19 protein-coding genes are annotated in these 20,384 nt (G+C 67.2%); 7 read left to right on the top strand and 12 right to left on the bottom strand.

Annotation, left to right across the window (positions count from 1 at the left end; genetic code table 11):
• Window positions 1-5: 5 nt before the first annotated feature.
• The 11 genes from GOC52_RS13260 to asnS all read right to left on the bottom strand — a co-directional run bounded on the left by GOC52_RS13260 (window position 6) and on the right by asnS (window position 9,888).
• Window positions 6-986 (bottom strand): aldo/keto reductase, encoded by a 981-nt coding sequence (locus GOC52_RS13260; RefSeq protein ID WP_043398449.1) that lies wholly within the window; start codon window positions 984-986, stop codon window positions 6-8.
• A complete protein-coding gene (locus tag GOC52_RS13255; RefSeq protein WP_191849624.1) occupies window positions 986-1,672 on the bottom strand; it encodes a DUF2461 domain-containing protein in 687 nt (228 codons plus the stop codon). The genes GOC52_RS13260 and GOC52_RS13255 overlap by 1 nt, the downstream gene beginning before the upstream one ends.
• Window positions 1,669-3,108: an exodeoxyribonuclease I gene (gene sbcB, locus GOC52_RS13250; RefSeq protein WP_054172124.1), complete on the bottom strand. Its 1,440-nt coding sequence runs from the start codon at window positions 3,106-3,108 to the stop codon at window positions 1,669-1,671. The genes GOC52_RS13255 and sbcB overlap by 4 nt, the downstream gene beginning before the upstream one ends.
• Entirely contained in the window at window positions 3,108-4,475 is a 1,368-nt protein-coding gene (locus tag GOC52_RS13245) for an FAD-dependent oxidoreductase (protein ID WP_049436748.1), read from the bottom strand. Before GOC52_RS13245 ends, sbcB begins: the two co-directional genes overlap by 1 nt.
• Window positions 4,476-4,507: 32 nt before the next feature.
• A complete protein-coding gene (gene kynU / locus GOC52_RS13240; RefSeq protein WP_043398461.1) occupies window positions 4,508-5,782 on the bottom strand; it encodes a kynureninase in 1,275 nt (424 codons plus the stop codon).
• A gap of 138 nt (window positions 5,783-5,920) precedes the next feature.
• Window positions 5,921-6,442: a 3-hydroxyanthranilate 3,4-dioxygenase gene (locus tag GOC52_RS13235; RefSeq protein ID WP_029379697.1), complete on the bottom strand. Its 522-nt coding sequence runs from the start codon at window positions 6,440-6,442 to the stop codon at window positions 5,921-5,923.
• 19 nt (window positions 6,443-6,461) lie between these two features.
• Window positions 6,462-7,124 carry a carbonate dehydratase gene (gene can / locus GOC52_RS13230; RefSeq protein ID WP_043398464.1) on the bottom strand — a complete coding sequence of 221 codons (663 nt, stop codon included), beginning with the start codon at window positions 7,122-7,124 and terminating at the stop codon, window positions 6,462-6,464.
• Between the two features lie 72 nt (window positions 7,125-7,196).
• Window positions 7,197-7,835 (bottom strand): FMN-binding negative transcriptional regulator, encoded by a 639-nt coding sequence (locus GOC52_RS13225; protein ID WP_043398467.1) that lies wholly within the window; start codon window positions 7,833-7,835, stop codon window positions 7,197-7,199.
• A gap of 7 nt (window positions 7,836-7,842) precedes the next feature.
• On the bottom strand, window positions 7,843-8,157 hold the full coding sequence (locus GOC52_RS13220; protein WP_006453002.1) for a hypothetical protein: 315 nt from the start codon (window positions 8,155-8,157) through the stop codon (window positions 7,843-7,845).
• A gap of 7 nt (window positions 8,158-8,164) precedes the next feature.
• On the bottom strand, window positions 8,165-8,464 hold the full coding sequence (locus GOC52_RS13215) for a hypothetical protein (RefSeq protein ID WP_043398470.1): 300 nt from the start codon (window positions 8,462-8,464) through the stop codon (window positions 8,165-8,167).
• A 29-nt stretch (window positions 8,465-8,493) separates the two neighbouring features.
• Entirely contained in the window at window positions 8,494-9,888 is a 1,395-nt protein-coding gene (gene asnS / locus GOC52_RS13210; RefSeq protein WP_043398473.1) for an asparagine--tRNA ligase, read from the bottom strand.
• A gap of 128 nt (window positions 9,889-10,016) precedes the next feature.
• On the opposite strand from asnS, the gene GOC52_RS13205 reads away from it, so the two are divergent.
• The 6 genes from GOC52_RS13205 (at window position 10,017) to zipA (ending at window position 16,369) form a co-directional block, all read left to right on the top strand.
• On the top strand, window positions 10,017-10,355 hold the full coding sequence (locus tag GOC52_RS13205) for a HesB/IscA family protein (protein WP_006376495.1): 339 nt from the start codon (window positions 10,017-10,019) through the stop codon (window positions 10,353-10,355).
• Between the two features lie 233 nt (window positions 10,356-10,588).
• Window positions 10,589-11,026: a 30S ribosomal protein S6 gene (gene rpsF, locus GOC52_RS13200; RefSeq protein ID WP_006452997.1), complete on the top strand. Its 438-nt coding sequence runs from the start codon at window positions 10,589-10,591 to the stop codon at window positions 11,024-11,026.
• A gap of 11 nt (window positions 11,027-11,037) precedes the next feature.
• A complete protein-coding gene (rpsR, locus tag GOC52_RS13195) occupies window positions 11,038-11,268 on the top strand; it encodes a 30S ribosomal protein S18 (protein WP_002804494.1) in 231 nt (76 codons plus the stop codon).
• Between the two features lie 104 nt (window positions 11,269-11,372).
• The gene (gene rplI, locus GOC52_RS13190; RefSeq protein WP_043398478.1) at window positions 11,373-11,822 is read left to right on the top strand and encodes a 50S ribosomal protein L9; all 450 of its coding nucleotides are present in this window, start codon (window positions 11,373-11,375) and stop codon (window positions 11,820-11,822) included.
• A gap of 259 nt (window positions 11,823-12,081) precedes the next feature.
• Entirely contained in the window at window positions 12,082-15,585 is a 3,504-nt protein-coding gene (smc, locus tag GOC52_RS13185) for a chromosome segregation protein SMC (RefSeq protein WP_010480475.1), read from the top strand.
• A gap of 46 nt (window positions 15,586-15,631) precedes the next feature.
• Complete coding sequence (gene zipA, locus GOC52_RS13180) at window positions 15,632-16,369, top strand: cell division protein ZipA (RefSeq protein WP_010480476.1); 738 nt, start codon at window positions 15,632-15,634, stop codon at window positions 16,367-16,369.
• A gap of 118 nt (window positions 16,370-16,487) precedes the next feature.
• Here the strand turns inward: zipA and GOC52_RS13175 are convergent, their stop codons facing one another.
• Window positions 16,488-17,618, bottom strand: coding sequence for a pyridoxal phosphate-dependent aminotransferase (locus GOC52_RS13175; protein ID WP_191849622.1), 1,131 nt, complete (start codon window positions 17,616-17,618; stop codon window positions 16,488-16,490).
• 285 nt (window positions 17,619-17,903) lie between these two features.
• Here GOC52_RS13175 and ligA point away from each other — a divergent pair, with 285 nt between their 5' ends.
• Window positions 17,904-20,375, top strand: coding sequence for an NAD-dependent DNA ligase LigA (gene ligA / locus GOC52_RS13170; RefSeq protein ID WP_191851461.1), 2,472 nt, complete (start codon window positions 17,904-17,906; stop codon window positions 20,373-20,375).
• Window positions 20,376-20,384 lie beyond the last annotated feature (9 nt).

Genomic DNA, 20,384 nt, shown 5'->3' with positions numbered 1-20,384 from the left:
AAGACTCAATGACTGGGTGATCCGCGCCCATCACCGAAGGCGTTCACCAGCTGCTGGCGTTCGGCTGCGGTCAGTGCCTCAAGCCGCGTCGCCAGCACTTCGTCCAGGCTGACGGTGCGGGTGGTGCCGAGGATGCCGCTGGCCACGCCGGGATGGCCCAGGGCGTAGGCAAACGCGGTCTGGGCGGGGCGCTGGCTGCGGATGGTAGTGATGGCGTGGCGCATCCGGCGTGCACTGTGCATCAGTGCGCGGCTGCTTGGCTTGAGCCAGGCTCTGGCCAGGTACCAGGCGTCGGCCGGGCGCGGCAGGCGGGCGCGTGACGGCAGCAGATGGCCCTGCGCCAGCACGGTGCCGGCGAGCACGCCGATGCCCGCCGCGTGCAACTGGTCGATCAGCGGTTCACGGTCCTGCTGCAGGGCGTTGTAGTCCAGAAGCACCACATCGAACAGCATGGGATGGTCGATCATCCAGCACAGGGTCGACGCCGTGTGCGTATTGATGCCGGTGTGCCGGATCAGCCCGCGTTCGCGCAGTCGCTGCAGTGCGGCCAGCAGGTCATCGTTGATGTCGTGCTGGCTGGCACCGTGCAGCTGGTAGATATCGAGGTAATCCAGGCCGAGGTTGCGCAGCGAGGCTTCGCAGCTGGCGGTGATGGCGGCGGGTGAGAAATTGCGCTGCTCGGCGCCGCTGATGCCGGCCTGGCCGGTCAGCGTGCCGCCCTTGCTGGAGATCACCAGCGACTCGCGCGGGTATCGCTTCAGCAACGGGCGCAGGATGCGGCCCAGCCGCGGCTCGGCGTGGAAACCGGAGTAGTTGTGACCGGTGTCCAACAGGTTCACGCCCTGTGCCAGTGCATGCTCGACCACGTGCGCGGCCGACTGCTCCCGGAACCGGCGATGCCCCCAGAAGCCGGAACAGCCCAGGCCCACCGGCGAAACCGCCAGGCCGGTGCGGCCCAGCGTGCGGCGTTGGTGCGCCAACGGCATCAGAATTCCAGGTCCAGTGCCGCGCACAGATAGTCGACGAACGGGCCCAGCCCGGCCAGATCCCTGCCGAGCGTGGACAGCAGGCGCGGGCCGGTCATGGTGGCGTCGTCCAGTGAGCGCCACATCACCCAGTTGCGATGCTTGAGGTCGTCGATGAACTCGAAATCGGCCGGGAAGCCGCGCGGCGGCCGCACCAGTTTTTCGCTCTCCTCGAAGTCGAAGCGCTTGCGCAGCGCGGGAGCATGCGCGGCCGCCTTCCAGCTGCCCGGGTTGTCGAGGATGAAGTGGCGCACGCGGCGCTGGGTTTCCGGTTCCGGATGCCACAGGCCGGCGCCAACGAAGCTCTCGCCCGGTTGCAGGTGCACGTAGAACGAAGGCGCGGCCACTTCGCGGCGGCGCTCATGGAACAGGCGCGCACCCTGCCAGGTCTTGTACGGCGATTTGTCGTTGGAGAAGCGCGCGTCGCGGTGGATGCGGAACAGCGAGCCACCGACGCCACGGGTATCGGCGCGGAAGTGGTCGCTGACCTCGGCCAGCGCCGGCTGCAGGTCACCCAGCAGGCGCAGGAATGGTTGCCGGACGTGGTCTTCATACTGCTGGCGATGGTCGTTGAACCACGCCTTTTCGTTATGCCGCGCCAGACTGCGCAGGAACTTGAAGCTGGCGTCCGAAAAATAGGTACTCACAAGGTCTCCTGCAGCTGCTGGCCCCAGTCGCGCAGCGATTGCAGCAGGGCCTGGCGCCGCGCATCGTCGGGCGCTTCGGCGGCCAGTGCATCGAGCTGCTGCTGGTACTGGGGCAGGTTGAGTTCGCCCAGGCCGCCGTCTCCGAGCAGGCGCTGGCGGCGGTAATCCTGCCAGCGCTGGCGTTCAGCCGGCGCGAGGCTGTCGGGATGATTGCGCGCGCGGTAGCGGAACAGCAGCTCTGGCAGGCGCGGGTCGCGGAAGCGGCCTTCCAGCGCGGCCAACTGCTCCGGCGCGGTGGTGCGCGCCAGCGCCAGCAGCGGCTTGTCGCCGTTGCCGAGGAAGCCGTCGTACAGCGAGGCATCGACGTCGGCCACGGTGGCGGCGCGGGGCTGGTTGTAGACCTGGCGCGCCTTCTCGGCCAGCTGCGGGGCGAACGCGCGCAGCCGTTCCACCTTGGCCTCGATCGCGGCTACGTCCAGGCCGAGGCGCTCGTGGTCATCGGCGCGCAGGTGGTTCCAGGCAATCAGCGCCGGCACCTTGTTCAGATGCACTTCCTTAAGTGGTACCCGCGCCGCGCCTTCGGGCAGTTCGCTGGCGCGCATGTACAGGCGCTGTGCGATCACCTCGGCCGGCAGTTCCAGCAGATCGTCAATCTCGCCTTCCAGGTCGAACACGATCACGCGGTTGTTGATGGTGGGATGCACGGCCAAGGGCAGCACCGGCGCCGCGCACAGGCGGCTGGCCGGGTAGCGCATGGAAATATGCAGCACCGGCTTCATCGCGGTGACGTCCAGCAGGCTGCCGACGAAGCGCTTGTCGCGCAGCTTCAGCGCGTACTCCCACAGCCGCGGCTGCGACTGCTTGAACAACCGTGCCATGCCGATCGTGGCGCGCACGTCGGACAGCGCTTCGTGCGCATCACCCTCGCGGACGTTGTTGGCTTCGGCCAGGTGCTCGAGCTTGAACGAGGTGGCGCCATCTTCGCGCAGCGGCCATTGGATGCCGTCCGGACGCATCGCGCGCATCAGCCGCAGCATGTCCAGCAGGTCCCAGCGCGAATTGCCGTTGCGCCACTCGCGTTCGTACGGGTCGTGGAAGTTGCGGAACAGCCCGTAGCGGACGAATTCATCGTCGAAGCGCAGCGTGTTGTAACCCAGCGCGCAGGTGCCGGGGCGCGACAGCTGTTCGTTGATGCGGTCGAAGGCTTCGGCTTCGCTGATGCCTTCAGCCAGTGCCTGCTGCGGGGTGATGCCGGTGACCAGGGTGGCCATCGGCGAGGGCAGCAGATCGTCGGCCGGGCGCACGAAGAAGCTGACCGGGGTGTCGATCTCGTTCAGATCGGCGTCGGTACGGATCGCGGCGTACTGCGAGATGCGCGTGCGCCGCGGGTCCTGGCCGAAGGTTTCCAGGTCGTAGAACAGGAAGCTGTCAGCCATCAGTGCGCGCCCTCCAGGACCGGCAGCTGCGCATGGATCTGCGCTTCCAGTGCGGCCCAGTCGATGTTGTCCAGCGAATCGTGGCCGGCCGTGGCCGCCACCAGCATGTCGCGCTGAAGCTCGGTGCGGCGCAGGGCTTCCGCGTACGGCGTGTGCAGGAAGGTGACCATCGTGTAATGCGGTACGAACCGGGTCGGCCAGCGCCGCTGCAGTTCCTGTTCCAGTTCACGCTGCAGCAGGAAGGCGGGATCGGCCACGCGGTCGCGCATTTCCAGGTAGTTCTCCAGTGCCATCTGCTGGATCGCGCGTGCATTCGGCTTGCGCTCGGCTTCGAAGGCTTCGAACGCGCCTTCCAGGTCGTCCGCTTCCATCAGATGACGGGCCAGCGCCACACAGTCCTCGAACGCGCAGTTCATGCCCTGGCCGTGGAACGGCACCATCGCATGCGCGGCATCGCCGATCAGCACGGCGCGGCCCTGCTGGTGCCAGCGATCGAGCGTCAGCGTGCCAAGCAGGCCCGGTGGGTGCTGCTCCCAGTCCGCGCGCAGGTTCGGGATCAACGGCAGGGTGTCGGCGAACTCGCGCGCGAACAGCGCCTCGGCCTGTACACCGGTGTTGACCGTGGCGAAGCTGGGGTCGCCCTGGTTGGGCAGGAACAGGGTGACGGTGAAGGTGCCTTCGTGGTTGGGCAGGGCGATGCACATGTAGTGGCCGCGCGGCCAGATGTGCAGTGCGTTGCGCTCGATGCGGAAGCTGCCATCTGCGGCCGGCGGGATCTCCAGCTCCTTGTAGGAGTGGTCGAGGAAGGCGATGTCCTCGCCCAGCGGCGCACGCCGGTTCATCGCCGCGCGCAGCGCCGAGCCGGCGCCGTCGGCACCGATCAGGGTGTCGAAGCGGATGTCGTGCGGGCTGTCGTCGCGATCATCGATGAAGCGCGCGTAGCCGGCATCGAAATCGACGGTGTGCAGGCGGCGATGGAAGTGCACGGTGGCGCCGGCCTGTTCGGCCAGTTCCAGCAGTGTGGTGTTCAGGTCGCTGCGGTGGATCGACCAGATCACTTCGCTGTCATCACGGCCATAGCGCTGCAGCTGCGGTTCGCCTTCGCGCGGGTGCACCATGCGCCCGCGCATCATCACCGCGCGCGCCATCACCTCGTCTTCCACGCCGGCCTGGCGCAGCGCATTGCGCCCACGCTCGGCCAGCGCCAGGTTGATCGAGCGGCCGCTCTCGTAGTCGGCCACGCGCGGATCGCCGCGGCGCTCGTACAGGGTGATGCGCCAGCCCTGGCGTGACAGCAGGATGGCCAGCAGGGACCCGGCAAGGCCGGCACCGATAATGCTCAACGAGCGGGAAGCGTGTGCGATCAACGAACTGTCCAGCAGTAGGGGAAGGGGCCGGCTTAGAGGCCGGCCCAGGCTTCCACTTCCTCGACGAAGTGGTGCACGTCCAGGTAGCGGTTGTAGAGCGGGGTGGGCGAAATACGGATCACGTCGGGTTCGCGCCAATCGCCGAGCACGCCGATGCCGCGCAGGTGTTCGAACAGTGCGCGGCCACGTTCGCGGCCCCCGATCACGCGCAGCGACAACTGGCAGCCGCGACGCTGCGGGTCGGCCGGGGTGATGATGTCCAGCACCTGCGGCAGGCGCGCGCGTACGAGTGCTTCGAGCATGCCGGTGAGTGCCAGCGATTTGCTGCGCAGCGCCTCCATGCCGGCACGCTCGAACAGCTCCAGCGAGGCACGCAGCGGTGCCAGGCCGAGGATCGGCGGGTTGCTCAGCTGCCAGCCTTCGGCGCCGATGGCCGGGGTGAACTGTGGTGCCATCTGGAAGCGGGTGGACTCTTCATGGCCCCACCAGCCGGCGAAACGCGGAAGGCTGGTGTCGCGATGGTGGCGCTCGTGCACGAAGGCGCCGGCAACCGCGCCAGGGCCGCTGTTGAGGTACTTGTAGTGGCACCACACGGCGAAGTCGGGTGCGATGTCATGCAGGCGCAGCGGCAGGTTGCCGACCGAGTGCGCCAGGTCGAAGCCGATGCGTGCGCCCTGCAGGCGGGCGGCACGGGTGATCGCATCGAGGTCGAAAGCCTGGCCGGTGCGGTACTGCACGCCCGGCCACAGCACCAGCGCCAGGCGCGGGCCGTGTTCGGCGATGGCGTGCTCGATCGCGGCCAGCGAGATCGTGCCGTTGGCCTCGTCCGGCTGCACTTCCACCAGGCACTCGGCCGGGTCGAAACCATGGAAGCGGATCTGTGCTTCCACCGCATGACGGTCGGTCGGGAATGCACCGGCCTCCATCAGGATCACCGGGCGCTCGGCCGTTGGCCGGTAGAAGCTGACCATCATCAGGTGCAGGTTCACGCTCAGCGTGTTCATCGCCACCACCTCGCTGGGCAGCGCACCAACCACGCGGGCCAGCTGCGCGCTCACCAGACGGTGGTAGGACAGCCACTGCGTCGGGCCGGTGAAGTGGCCTTCCACGGCCAGCTCGCCCCACTGCTTCATCACTTCCTGCACGGCCGCCTGTGCGCCACGCGGCTGCAGCCCCAGCGAGTTGCCGACGAAGTAGGTCTGCTCGCCGCCACCATGGCGCGGAATCAGGAATTCATTGCGCAGCGGGCGCAGCGGATCGGCGGCGTCCAGGGCGATGGCGTGGGTGCGGCTGAGCAGGTCGGACATGGTCGGGCAACAGGCTGCAACGGGACCGCCAGTGTAGCGCTTGGCGGCGTGCCTGCCGCCGAACCTGTAGAGCCGAGCCCATGCTCGGCTGCCGGGCCACGAAGCCGAGCATGGGCTCGGCTCTACAGGGGCAGGTGCTCAGCCCGCCGCAGGCACCGGCAGCGGATCCACGTGCCCGCACTGGCTGCAGGTACGCAGTTCCAGGCTGGCGTGGTAACGCGCGAACACCTTGGGCAGATCGGTTTCGATGTTCTGCAGCGGGAAGTACTCTTCGTGCAGCTTGTGGTTGCAGTGTTCGCAATGCCAGATCACACCGTCCATCTCATGCGGCAGGCGCTTGCGCTCGACCACCAGGCCGATGCCACCGGGCGGACGCCGCGGCGAGTGCGGCACCTTCGCCGGCAGCAGGAAGATCTCGCCGGCGCGGATCGGAATGTCGCGCACCGCGCCGTCTTCCTGCACCTTCAGCACCATCTCGCCTTCGAGCTGGTAGAACCACTCCGGGCCTTCGTCGTAGTGGAAGTCGGTACGCGAGTTCGGCCCGCCCACCACCATCACGATGAAGTCGCCGTTGTCGATCATCTTGTTGCCCACCGGTGGCTTCAGCAGGTGGCGGTTTTCTTCGATCCAGGCGTGCAGGTTGATCGGCGAAGCGAGCATGGTGGTCATCCGTAAGGGATCAGTCGCGCTTGCCCTTGCGCGGAATGTAGGACAGGGCCTTTTCATACGCCGGCTGCAGCTCTTCCTGCGAACCGACGTCGATGCCCATCTCGCGCACGCGTCCGTCCTTCAGGCTGTAGACCCAGCCATGCACCATCAGCTTCTGGCCGCGGGCCCAGGCGTCCTGCACGATGGTCGAGCGGCACAGGTTGGCCACCTGCTCGATCACGTTCAGTTCGCACAGGCGGGCGTGCTTGAGTTCATCGTCTTCGATCGCATCGAGGATGCCCTGGTGCTTTTGAACGACGTCGCCGACGTGGCGCAGCCAGTTGTCGGCCAGGCCGACGCGGGTGTTGTGCAGGCAGGCATGCACACCGCCGCAGCCGTAGTGGCCGACGATCAGGATGTGCTTCACCTTCAGCTGGTCCACCGCGTACTGCACCACGCTCAGGCAGTTCAGGTCGGTGTGGGCGACCACGTTGGCGACGTTGCGGTGCACGAACACTTCACCCGGGGCCATGCCGATGATCTGGTTGGCCGGCACGCGCGAATCGGAGCAGCCGATCCACAGGTATTCCGGGTGCTGCTGCTTGGCCAGCTGGTGGAAGAACTCGGGGTCTTCCTTCTCGATGCGGTCGGCCCAGTCGCGGTTGTTCTGCAGCAGCTTGTGGATGTCTTTCATGTACGGGTCCCTGGCGTCGGGTGGGGGCGCGCCGCAGCCATCCGGCTGCGTCGTCGCGGGAATCTGGAGCGTTCAGTCGCTGCGGGCGGCCTGTTCGCGGTGCCAGCGCATCCACTGCGCCAACTCGGTGGAAGAGGGGGTGCCGAGCTGTTCCAGTTCGGCGATCACGGCGCGCTGGTTGGCGTCGGGATGGTTCTGGCTCAGCTTGAGCTTGAGCTGCACCTGCTCGACCTGGAAACGGAAGCCGACGATGGCGCGCAGCTCCGGGCCGTGTTCGGCACGCGTGGCATCGAACTGCCAGGCCTGGCCGACACTGGCTTCGAAACGGTCGCTGATCGTACCGACCAGTTCGGCCAGCGCATCAGTGTCGTCGAAGGTCTGCAGCTGGCCACGCAGTTCGGCGGCGGCGTAGTTCCAGGTCGGCACCCGCGCCGCAGGTTCCTTGTCCGGGTACCAGCTGGCCGAGACATAGCCGTGCGGGCCGTCGACCAGCACCTTGGCCGCGCCGCTGTGGCGCGACTGCGGGTTGGCGCGGGCCCAGTGGCCGCGCAGTTCGATCTGTTCGCCGTCACGCCGGTACAGTACCGGCATCCGGGTCAGCTCCGGCAGGCCATCGCTGCCGGGGGTGAGCACGGTGACGAATGGATCGCGCGCCAGCAGGCGGTCCAGCCAGAGCAGGTCGGTCTCGGCGAAGGCGCGCGGGGTGAACATGCTGGGTTCAGGCGCGCCCGCCCAGCGACTGGATCATGCGGCCACGCAGGCCCTCGTCGCTGTCGGCCTGCGGCGGCTGCACTTCGTGCAGGCTGAAGCCGCGCACCAGCGCGTCTTCTTCGTCCAGGCCGTCGTACTCGACGAACTCGGCGTCGAACAGCTGCGAACGGGCGGTGTCTTCGCTGTCATAGCTCAGCGTGTTGCCATCGCTGTCGAGCACTTCGGCGGTGCCGGCCGGGCGCACGCGCAGGCGCGCCCAGATCAGGGTGTTGCCGAGGCTGGCCAGCCACCAGCTGTCGCGCGAGGCGGTGATGTCATTCATGGGTGTGTTACCAGAGCGAGGCCAGCCAGAGCAGGGCGGCCATGCCCAGTCCGGCCAGCAGGGTCAGCAGCGATACCCAGGCCGGCGTCGCCAGCCCGGACAGCGAGCGGTCCGGCTGCTTGCGATAGTCGCGGCGCAGCAGCCAGGCCAGGGCATCGGGTTTGAGGAAGGCGCCGCTGCCGAAGCGCTCGGCGAGCGCCGGATGGCGGTCGCGCACATGCACCAGGGTCAGCGGCCAGAAGATCACGAAGGCACTGAACCCGGCCACTGCAACGCCGACGAAACAGAGGGCGAAGAACAGGGTCATGGGGCAGTACCTCCGTGGTCGTGTGGGGCTTAGAAGTCCGCGCTGCCGGGGGCGCGCGGGTAGGGGATCGCATCGCGGATGTTGGACAGCCCGCAGACGTAGACCACCAGGCGCTCGAAGCCCAGGCCGAAGCCGGCGTGCGGCACCGAACCATAGCGGCGGAAATCGCGGTACCAGCTGTAGTGCTCGCGATCCAGGCCGAACTGGGCCATGCGCGCATCCAGCACGTCCAGGCGCTCTTCGCGCTGGCTGCCGCCGATGATCTCGCCGATGCCCGGGGCCAGCACGTCCATCGCGGCGACGGTCTTGCCGTCGTCGTTCAGGCGCATGTAGAAGGCCTTGATGTGCTCCGGATAGTTGGTCACCACCACCGGGCGGCCGACGTGTTCCTCGGTCAGCCAGCGCTCGTGCTCGGTCTGCAGGTCCAGGCCCCATTCGACCGGGAAGTCGAACTTCCTGCCGGACTTCTGCAGCAGGGTGACCGCATCGGTGTAGTCGATGCGCTCGAACGGTGCGTTGATGAAGTCTTCCAGCTTGGTGATTGCGTTCTTGTCCACGCGCTCGGCGATGAAGGCCAGGTCGTCGCTGCGCTCGTTCAGCACCGCGCGGAACAGGTACTTCAGGAACTCTTCGGCCAGGCGTGCGTCTTCAGCCAGGTCGGCGAAGGCGATTTCCGGCTCGATCATCCAGAATTCCGCCAGGTGGCGGGTGGTGTGGCTGTTCTCGGCGCGGAAGGTCGGGCCGAAGGTGTAGACCTTGCTCAGCGCCAGGCAGTAAGCCTCGACGTTCAGCTGGCCGGACACGGTCAGGAAGGTTTCCTTGCCGAAGAAGTCGCGGCTGAAATCGATCGCGCCCCTCTCATCGCGTGGCAGGTTCACCATGTCCAGGGTGGACACGCGGAACATCTGGCCGGCGCCTTCGGCGTCGGAGGTGGTGATGATCGGGGTGCTGATCCAGTTGAAGCCGTTCTCGTGGAAGAAACGGTGCACGGCCTGGGCCAGGCAGTTGCGGATGCGGGTGACCGCGCCGAACAGGTTGGTGCGCGGGCGCAGGTGTGCCACTTCGCGCAGGAACTCCGGCGACATCGGCTTGGGCTGGATCGGGTAGGTGAGCGGGTCTTCGACCCAGCCGACCACTTCCAGTGCGCTGGCCTGGATCTCGAACGACTGGCCCTTGCCCTGCGACTTCACCAGGGTGCCGGTGGCAATGACCGAGCAGCCGCTGGTCAGGCGCTTGATCTCGTCGAAGTTGGCCAGGCCGTCGCCGGCCACGACCTGGATCGGGGCGAAGCAGGAGCCGTCGCTCACATTCACGAAAGCCAGATTCGCTGAACCGCGCACCGTGCGCACCCATCCGCGTACCGTGACTTCGCCGCCTTCCGGGATCTTCCCGGCAAGCGCATGTTCAACGCTGACCACCGTCATGACTTGAATCCTCTGCTGATCGACTCGATCTGTGAACACGGGAGTTTACCGGTTGCAGCGTTCTGCTTGCGAGGCATTTTTCGCGGCAACGGCTCCTTATAATGTCCCCGTACCTCTGGAGTAGCCCCATGGCCGTCAGCCTGACCCCCATTGCCTTCGAGCGCGTGCAGCGCTTCGTCGCCCAGACCCCCGGCGCGCTGGGCCTGCGTTTCGGCGTGACCAAGACCGGTTGCTCCGGCTGGGGTCACATCACCGACCTGGCCCGCGACGAGCGCGAGGGCGATACCGTGTTCGACCAGGACGGCGTGAAGATCTACGTCGACGCCAAGAGCCTGGCGCTGGTGGACGGCACCGTGATCGACTTCGGCAAGCACGGCCTGAGCGAGACGTTCACGTTCAGCAACCCCAATGCCACCGCCGAGTGTGGCTGCGGTGAAAGCTTCACCACCGACGCCGACAAGGCCTGACGGCCGGCCGCCGGGCATGGCCCGGCGCTACTCGCCTGGTGGGTGCCGACCTTGATCGGCACCGGGGCAGGGCACCCCGGTTCAGCATGTCGGGTACCCACGGTTGCCCATCCTCCCCATCTGCGCCATAATGCGCGGCTCCCTGCCTACCCGGCGGGAACCCTTGCCCCACCGCGGTCTCAACGGCGGGGGGCTGTCCGGCCGCAAGGCCACATCCGAAAGGTAGAAAAAACATGAGTCGTCATTACGAAATCGTGTTCATGGTCCACCCGGACCAGAGCGAGCAGGTCCCGGCCATGATCGAGCGCTACAAGTCGCTGGTCGAGAACGGCAACGGCACCATCCACCGTCTGGAAGACTGGGGCCGCCGCCAGCTGGCGTACCCGATCCAGAACCTGGTGAAGGCCCACTACGTGCTGATGAACATCGAAGCCGACCAGGCCGTTCTGAACGAACTGACCGAGAGCTTCCGCTTCAACGACGCCGTGCTGCGCAACCTGGTCATCAAGCGTGACGAGGCTGACACCGAGCAGTCGCTGATCATGAAGAGCAAGGACGAGAAGGGTGACAAGCCGGAGCGCGGTGAGCGCCGTCGTCGTGACGACGAAGAAGGCGAGTCCACCACCACCGCTGACAACGAAGCCGGCGACGACGCCGCTTCTGCCGCCTAAGGAGCCTTCCCATGTCCAAGTTCTTCCGTCGCCGCAAGTTCTGCAAGTTCACGGCTGAAGGTGTGAAGGAGATCGACTACAAGGATCTCAACACCCTGCGCCAGTACCTGACCGAGAACGGCAAGATCGTGCCGAGCCGCGTCACCGGTACCAAGTCGAAGTACCAGCGCCAGCTGGCGACCGCCGTCAAGCGCGCTCGCTTCCTGGCCCTGATCCCGTACACCGACAACCACGACGTCTGATGCCCGGCGGGGCGGCCCGGTGCCGCCCCGCTGTGCCAGCTATTCGGACAGCCTTTGTTGCGGGGCATCGCCTCGCTAACGAATAACTCATCTGGAGCAATACCATGCAGCTGATCCTCCTGCAGAAAGTCACCAACCTCGGCAACCTGGGCGACCTGGTCGACGTGAAGCCGGGCTACGGCCGTAACTTCCTCGTGCCGCAGGGCAAGGCCGTGCCGGCCACCGAGAGCAACAAGGCCGAGTTCGAAGCCAAACGCGCCGAGTACGAAGCCAAGGCCCAGGCCATCCACGCCGAAGCTGACGCCCGCAAGGCCAAGCTGGACGGCGCGAGCGTGACCATCCCGGCCAACGCTTCGACCGAAGGCAAGCTGTACGGCTCGGTCGGCGCCCGCGAAATCGCCGATGCCTTCACCGCTGCCGGCCTGCCGGTCAGCAAGAGCGAAGTCATCCTGGGCGAAGGCGCCTTCCGCAACATCGGCGAGTACGACGTGCTGATCCACCTGCACGCCGACGTCGAGACCACCGTCAAGGTTGTCGTCGTCGCCGAAGCCTGATCCCACGCCGCAAGGCCTGGCATCACCGCAGAACGGGCGCCCGCAAGGGTGCCCGTTTTGTTTTATGGCTCCGTTTCGTGGTGTCGGGCCACCTCTGGCCGACGGGGTGGGGCTGGACAATGTTCCACGCCCATTCGTAGAACACGGCCACATCGGTATACTCAGGGCGTCACACCCGTTCCACGGGCATCGATCCCAACAGGATCAATGGCTTGGAGGGTAAACGCAGGCCGCTTGCCGGCCCCAGTCCGGAACCCCTATGCGTCTTTCCACGATCAAGCTGTCCGGCTTCAAGTCGTTCGTCGATCCGACCACCCTGCACCTGCCGACCAACATGACCGGCGTGGTGGGGCCCAATGGTTGCGGCAAGTCGAACATCATCGACGCCGTGCGCTGGGTCATGGGCGAGAGCTCGGCCAGCCGCCTGCGTGGCGACTCGCTGACCGACGTGATCTTCTCCGGGTCCAACGCGCGCAAGCCGGTCTCGCAGGCCACGGTCGAGCTGATCTTCGACAACTCCGACCACACGATCTCGGGCGAGTACGCCTCGTTCAACGAAATCTCGGTCAAGCGCACGGTCAGCCGCGACGGCACCAGCAATTACTACCTCAACGGCACCAAGTGCCGCCGCCGCGACATCACCGATCTGTTCCTCGGCACCGGCCTGGGCCCGCGCAGCTACTCGATCATCGAGCAGGGCATGATCAGCCAGATCATCGAGGCACGCCCGGAAGACCTGCGCGTCTACCTGGAAGAGGCGGCCGGCATCTCCAAATACAAGGAGCGCCGCAAGGAAACCGAGACCCGCATCCGCCACACCCGCGAGAACCTGGACCGGCTGGGCGACCTGCGCGACGAGATCAGCAAGCAGCTGGAGCACCTCAAGCGCCAGGCCAAGCAGGCCGAGCAGTACCAGGCCCTGCAGGAAGAGCGCCGGGTCAAGGATGCCGAGTGGAAGGCGCTGGAATTCCGCGGCCTCGACGGGCGCCTGTCGAAGCTGCGCGAAGGCCTGTCGCAGGAAGAGACGAGGCTGCAGCAGCTGATCGCCGACCAGCGTGATGCCGAGGCCCGCATCGAGACCTCGCGCGCGCGGCGCGAAGAGGCCGCCGATGCGCTCAACACCGCGCAGGCGGCGGTCTACCAGGTCGGCAGCACGCTGGCGCGCCTGGAACAGCAGATCCAGCACCAGCGCGAGCTGTCGCAGCGCCTGCACAAGGCGCGCGATGAAACCCAGCAGGCGCTGGCTGAACTGGGCCAGCACATCAGCGGCGACGAGGCCAAACTGAGGGTGCTGCGCGAGGCGGTGGAGGCCGCCACTCCGCAGCTGGAAGCACTGCAGGAAGAAAACGAGATCAAGCAGGAAAGCCTGCGTGAGGCTGAAGAGCGGCTGGCCAGCTGGCAGCAGCGCTGGGAACAGCACACCTCGCAGAGTTCGGAAGCCTCGCGCGCCGGCGATGTCGAGCGCACGCGCGTGGACTACCTGGACAAGCAGATCCTCGACGCCGACCGGCGTCGCGAGGCCCTGGCCGCCGAACGCGCAGGCCTGGACGTGGACGCGCTGGAAGAAGCCTTCGAGCAGCTGCACCTGCAGCACGACACGCAGAAGGCCGCACTGGATGAAATGAGTGAAGACGTCGAGCTGCGCAAGCAGGGCGTGACGGCCGTGCAGGAGCAGCAGCGCAATGGCCAGAACGAACTGGCTGAACTGCGCAAGCAGGCCAACGGCCTGCGCGGTCGCCTGGCTTCGCTGGAAACCCTGCAGCAGGCCGCGCTGGGCCAGGAGCAGGGCGCTGCCGTGGCCTGGCTGAAGGCGCGTGGGCTGGACTCGGCGGCACGTGTCGGCGAACGCCTGGATGTCGATGCCGGTTGGGAAAACGCGGTGGAAAGCGCGCTGGGCCAGTTGATCGAAGGCGTGCTGGTCGATGACCCGGCCAGCCTGGTCGACGCGCTGGGCGAACTGGGCGAGGGCCACATTGCACTGGTCGCCAACGATGGCGCGGACCTGAAGGTCGCGCCGACCTCGCTGGCTGCACGCGTGCGTGGCCCGGCAGCGATCCGGCGCCTGCTGGCGCACCTGCACGGTGCCAGGGATCTGGCCGAAGCCAAGGCGCTGCAGGCCAGCCTTCCGGAAGGCGATTCGATCATCACCCAAAGTGGCGAGCGCCTGGGTCAGGGCTGGCTGCGCGTATCGCGTTCCGGTGCGGCCCAGCAGGGCGCGCTGCTGCGCGAACGTGAGATCAACGAACTGCGTGAGCAGATCGAGCAGCTGCAGGACCGCGAGGCCGAGCTGGAGGAACAGCTGGCAGGCTTCCGTGAGCAGTTGCAGGCCGCCGAACAGCAGCGCGAAGACGCGCAGCGTGCGCTGTACCAGGCCCATCGCGCGGTCTCTGAACTGGCCGGCCAGCTGCAGGGCCAGCAGGGCAAGGTGGAGGCCGCGCGCACGCGCATCGACCGCATCGAAGGTGAGCTGAAGCAGCTGCAGGACACGCTGGAAGCCAACAACGAGCAGGCGCGTGAGGCGCGCTCGCGGTTGGAGAACGCGGTCAGCAGCATGGGCGACCTGGAATCGACCCGGCAGCGGCTGGAGGGCGAGCGCCGCCAGCTGACCGAGGCCCGCGACCTGGCCCGCGACGCTGCACGTGCGGTGCGCGAGCGGTCGCACTCGCTGGCCCTGACCCTGGAATCGCAGCGGGCACAGCTGGCCTCGTTGAGCCAGGCGTTGGAGCGCATGGGTACCCAGCGCGGGCAGTTGGATTCGCGCCTGGGCGAACTGCATTCGCAGCTGGATGAGGGCGATTCGCCGGTCGAAGCGCTGCAGGCCGAACATCAGAATGCACTGGAAGAGCGCGTGCGCGCCGACCGCGTGCTGACCGAGGCGCGCACGTTGCTGGACGGCATCGATGCCGAACTGCGCAACTACGAACAGACCCGCCACCAGCGCGACGAACAGGCGCTGGCCCAGCGCGAACGCATTTCGCAGCGCAAGCTGGACCAGCAGGCGCTGGTGCTCAGCGCGGAGACCCTGCAGGGGGCGGTGGAGAAGGCCGGTTTCGTACTGCAGGACGTGCTCAATGCGCTGCCCGAGGATGCCCGCCTGGGCGACTGGGAGCAGGCCGTGCACCAGATCGATGGCCGCATGCGCCGGCTGGAGCCGGTCAATCTGGCCGCCATCCACGAGTACGGTGAGGCGTCGCAGCGCTCGGACTACCTGGATTCGCAGCACACCGACCTGACCACGGCGCTGGAAACCCTGGAAGATGCGATCCGCAAGATCGACCGCGAGACCCGTGGCCGCTTCAAGGACACCTTCGACCGCGTCAACGCCGGCGTGCAGGCGCTGTACCCGCGCCTGTTCGGCGGTGGCCACGCCTACCTGGAGCTGACCGGTGAAGACCTGCTCGACACAGGTGTGACCATCATGGCGCGTCCGCCGGGCAAGCGCGTGTCCAGCATCTCGCTGCTGTCCGGCGGCGAAAAGGCGATGACTGCGGTGGCGCTGGTGTTCGCCATCTTCCAGCTGAATCCAGCACCGTTCTGCCTGCTGGACGAGGTGGATGCGCCGCTGGACGAAGCCAACGTCGGCCGCCTGGCCAACATGGTCAAGGAAATGAGCGAAAAGGTGCAGTTCCTGTTCGTCAGCCACAACAAGGCGACGATGGAGGCCGCGCACCAGTTGTCGGGCGTGACCATGCGCGAGCCGGGCGTCAGCCGCCTGGTCAGCGTGGACCTGGAAGAAGCCGCGCGATTGGCGGGCGCGGCCTGACGTGCCATCCTAGTTACCTGAATGAACTAGCCGGAGAACCTATCGAATGTCCGACACGGCACTGTTGCGCATCGGCATCCTGGCCGCCGGCCTGCTGTTGATCGCCGCGATCTTCCTGTTTGGCCGTCCGAAGAAGAAGCCCCAGGGCCGCCGCGTGGAAAGCGCGGAACCGAACAGCGGCGAGCGCCGCGAGCCGGTGCTGGGCGAAGACGGCGTCACCGTGGCCGATGGCCGCGTCGAACCGGGCATGGGCACGGAAGGTGAGCAGGCCGAACTCGGCCTGGGCGAAACCGATCCGGGCGCCAGCGACCTCGGCAAGCGCGCCACCCAGGACTTCGACAAGATCGTCTCGCTGTTCGTGGCCGCTCGGGCCGGCGAACAGCTGCGTGGCGAAGACATCGTGGTGGCGGCCGAAAAGACCGGCCTGGTGTTCGGCCACATGAACGTGTTCCACCGCCTGGTGGAAGGCCACCCCGAGCGCGGCCCGATCTTCTCGATGGCCAGCATCATGAAGCCGGGCAGCTTCGACATGGCCAATATCCGTGCCATGGAGACCCCGGCCATCGCCTTCTTCCTGACCCTGCCGGCGCCGCTGACCGCGCTGGATGCCTGGGAGAAAATGCTGCCGACCGTGCAGCGCATGGCCGAGCTGCTGGATGGCGTTGTGCTGGATGACAGCCGCAACGCCCTGGGGCGCCAGCGCATCGCGCACATCCGTGACGAGCTGCGCGCCTATGACCGTCAGCACCAGGCTCCGCCGTTGACCAAGACCCCGCGCTGGTAAGCGCCATGGCGTGCCGACCAACGGTCGGCACCCACCCCGACCAACGGTTGGCACCCACAACAGTAGATCCGCGCCATGCGTGGATGGGGCGAACCAAGGTTCGCCCCCACCAACAGGGTCAGGCCGGTACGCCGGCCACCTTCGCGAACGCATTGCGGAACGCGGCCATCTCCTCTTCGGTGCCGACGGTCACGCGCACTCGCTGTGGCCAGATCGGCCAGCTTCGCCCGATCACCACGCCGTTGTCGGCCATTGCCTTGGCGAACGCGCTGCCATCGCGCCGGACGTCGACCACGAAGCAGTTCGCTTCCGACCGCACGCAGCTGAAACCACGCTTGCCCAGCCACGCGATGGTGGCCTGCCGCACCTTGGCATTCTGCAGGCGGCGCTGAGGAATCAACTGCGGATCGCGCAGGCTGGCCAGTGCAGCGGCCAGTGCCGGCACGGGCAGCGGGTTGTCGCCCAGGCTGGCCAGTTCGCGCAGGCGGTCGGGATGCGCGGCCGCCACGCCCAGTCGCAGGCCGGCCATGCCATAAAGCTTGGAGAACGTGCGCAACACGATCAGGTCGTCGCGCTGCGCCACCTGCGCAATCAGGCTCGGCTGCTCGCTGTACTGCAGGTAGGCCTCGTCCAGCAGCACGCGGGTCGAGGCGGGCTTGTGGGCCAGCAGCCAGGCAAGCTCATCCGGTGGGCTGATCGAGCCGGTCGGGTTGTTCGGGTTGCACACATACAGCAGTCCGGTCGGGCGTGCATGCGCGGCGGCAACCATTGCACGCAGGTCATGTGCGCCGTCGTCGCGCAGCGGCACTTTCTGCACGTGCGCACCGTGTGCGGCGGCGACCTCGCCCAGCGTCTCGAAGGTCGGGTCGGCGACTACCAGTCCCGCCAGCGGGCCGGTCCATAGCACGGCGGCGCGGTTCAGCGGTTCGCTGGAACCCGGATACAACCGCACGTGATCAGCCGGAATGCGTGCCTGTTCGATGAAGGCGTCGCGCACCTGTCCGGCCAGTGCGAAACGGTAGCGGCCGCAACCGGCGATGCTGTCGCGTGCCGCCTGCTGGGCTGCGGGCGAGGGACCGTAGGGGCATTCGTTGAAATTCAGCAGCACCGCACCTTCGGCGGGGGCGAGGGCGGCGGCGGCGGCTGTCGCGGGTTGGGCATGGCCGAGCTGCGGCAGCCCGCTGCCGGCGACGGCGAGGCCAGCACCGGCCAGTTGCAGGAAGCGTCGACGGGAAGCGGGCAGGGGCACGGGCAGGATTCCGAAGGGCAGACCGTCGCACGCTAGCGCCGGTGAGGGTGGGCGGCAAGCTGCATTTGCAGCGTCGAGCCGTGCTCGACTACAGACGTGCCAACCAAGGTTGGCACCTACCGGAGCGGGGAGAAGGTTGGCACCTACCGGAACGAGGGAGACGGTTGGCACCTGCCAGAGCGGAGGGGGGAGCAGTCGAGCATGGCTCGACGCTACAAAAGCGGGGCCGTTACCGGGCCTGACGGCCGGGCGCGGTAGAATTCCCGCCCATCCCAGAACCACCGGATCCCGATGAGCCCCAGCCCAGCCGAACGCGCCGAAGACCTCCGCCGGCAGATCGCCCAGGCCAACCGCGCCTACCACGAGCTGGACGCGCCGGAGATCCCTGACGTCGACTACGACCGGATGGTGCGCGAGCTGGAAGCGCTGGAGCGCGAGCACCCGGAACTGGCCCGTGCCGACAGCCCGACCCAGCAGGTCGGTGCGCGGCCCTCCGGCCGTTTCCCGGAAGTGCGCCACGCGGTACCGATGTTGTCGCTGTCCAATGCCTTCAGCGATGAAGAAGTGGCCGATTTCGTGCGCCGCATCGATGAGCGCCTGGGCCGTCGCAGCCTGCGGTTCTCGGCCGAGCCGAAGATGGACGGCCTGGCGATCAGCCTGCGCTACGAGGAGGGTCATTTCGTGCTCGGCGCGACCCGTGGCGATGGCAGTACCGGCGAGGACGTGACCGCCAACCTGCGCGAGATCGGCGACATTCCCAAGCGCCTGCACGGCAAGGATTGGCCGGATGTGCTGGAGGTGCGCGGCGAGGTCTACATGGCGCGTGCCGATTTCGAGGCCTACAACGAACGTGCCCGTCAGCACGGTGGCAAGGTGCTGGCCAATCCGCGCAATGCCGCGGCCGGCTCGCTGCGCCAGCTCGATCCTAAGATCAGTGCGCAGCGCAGGCTGAGTTTCTTCGCCTACGGCACCGGCGAAGTGCAGGGCGGCGAACTGCCGGACACCCATTCTGGCACCCTGGCCCAGCTCGGTACCTGGGGCTTTCCGGTCAGTGAGCTGTGCAAGGTGGTGGACGGCACCGACGGCCTGCTCGGCTACTACCGCGACATCGGTGAGCGCCGTGATGGCCTGCCGTTCGATATCGATGGCGTGGTCTACAAGCTCGATGATCGTGCGGGTCAGCAGGCGATGGGCTTCGTTTCGCGCGCGCCGCGCTGGGCCATCGCGCACAAGTTCCCGGCGCAGGAGCAGAGCACCACGGTGGAGGCGATCGAGATCCAGATCGGCCGTACCGGTGCGGCCACACCGGTCGCGCGCCTGGCGCCGGTGGCTGTGGCCGGCGTGATCGTGTCCAACGCCACGCTGCACAACGCCGACCAGATCGCACGCCTCGATGTGCGCGTCGGCGACAGCGTGATCGTGCGGCGTGCTGGCGATGTCATTCCCGAAGTGGTCAGCGTCATCCTCGACCGCCGCCCGCAGGGCACCACGCCGTGGCAGATGCCGACGCGCTGCCCGGTCTGTGGTTCGGAGATCGTGCGTGAGGAGGGGGCGGCGGCGTGGCGTTGTTCGGGCGAACTGTCCTGCCCGGCGCAGCGCAAGGAAGCCATCGCCCATTTCGCTTCGCGCCGCGCGATGGACATCGATGGCCTGGGTGACAAGTACATCGAAACCCTGGTCGACGCCGGCATCGTCAAGAGCGTGGCCGACCTGTACCGGCTCAACCGTGACCAGCTGCTGCACCTGAAACTGGTACTGGACGCCGAGGATCCGTCAGCACTGGCCGCTGCGCTGAAGCTGCACCTGCCCGCCGAGGGCAGTGGTGTGGTGCTCAACGCAGTGCTGAAGCTGGACGGCAACGATCCGGGCTGGCGCGCGCGGGCGCTGGTGCAGCCGGCCAGCTTCGAATGGAACACGAAGAAGATCGCCACCAAGTGGGCCGACAACCTGATCGCGGCGATCGACGCCAGCCGTGCTGCCACGCTGGAGCGCCTGCTGTTCGCGCTCGGTATCGAGCATGTGGGCGAAAGCACGGCCAAGGCGCTGGCGCAGTGGTTCGGTGACCTGGAGCTGATCCGCCATCTGCCGTGGCCGTTGTTCAAGCGTGTGCCGGACATCGGTGGCGAAGTGGCGCGCTCGCTCGGCCATTTCTTCGAGCAGCAGGGCAACCAGCAGGCCATCGATGACCTGTTGCAGGTTGGCCAGGTGCGCATCAGCGATGTGCACGCGCCCAGTGCCAAGCTGCGCGAGGGCCTGGATCTGGCGCAGCTGTTGGTCGAGTCGGAGATCCCCGGCATTACCCGCCTGCGCGCGGAAAAGCTGGTGGCTGCGCTGCCTGGCGCGCAGGCGGTGCTCGACGCCGAGCATGGCCAGTTCGTCAACGCCGGCCTACCGGACGACACTGCGCGCGGTCTAGCGGAGTGGCTGGACGCCGAAGGCCATGGCGCGATGCTGTTGGCCGCCGAGAAGGCGATGCAGCAGATCCTGGCCAAGGCGCCGGCGCTGGCCGAGATCGTTGCGGGCCCGCTGGACGGGCAGACCGTGGTGCTCACCGGCACCCTGGCGCAGCTCACCCGCGATGCCGCCAAGGAGCGCCTGGAGGCGCTGGGCGCCAAGGTCTCCGGCAGCGTCTCGAAGAAGACCAGCTTTGTGGTGGCCGGTACCGAGGCAGGCTCCAAGCTGGACAAGGCACAGTCGCTGGGCGTGCCGGTGTGGGACGAAGACCGCCTGCTGGCCTATCTTGCCGAACACGAATGATGACCCCGC

It is taken from the genome of Stenotrophomonas sp. SXG-1, assembly GCF_014083965.1.
Classification (GTDB): Bacteria; Pseudomonadota; Gammaproteobacteria; order Xanthomonadales; family Xanthomonadaceae; genus Stenotrophomonas; species Stenotrophomonas geniculata.
This window is presented reverse-complemented; position numbering and strand designations above follow the sequence as displayed.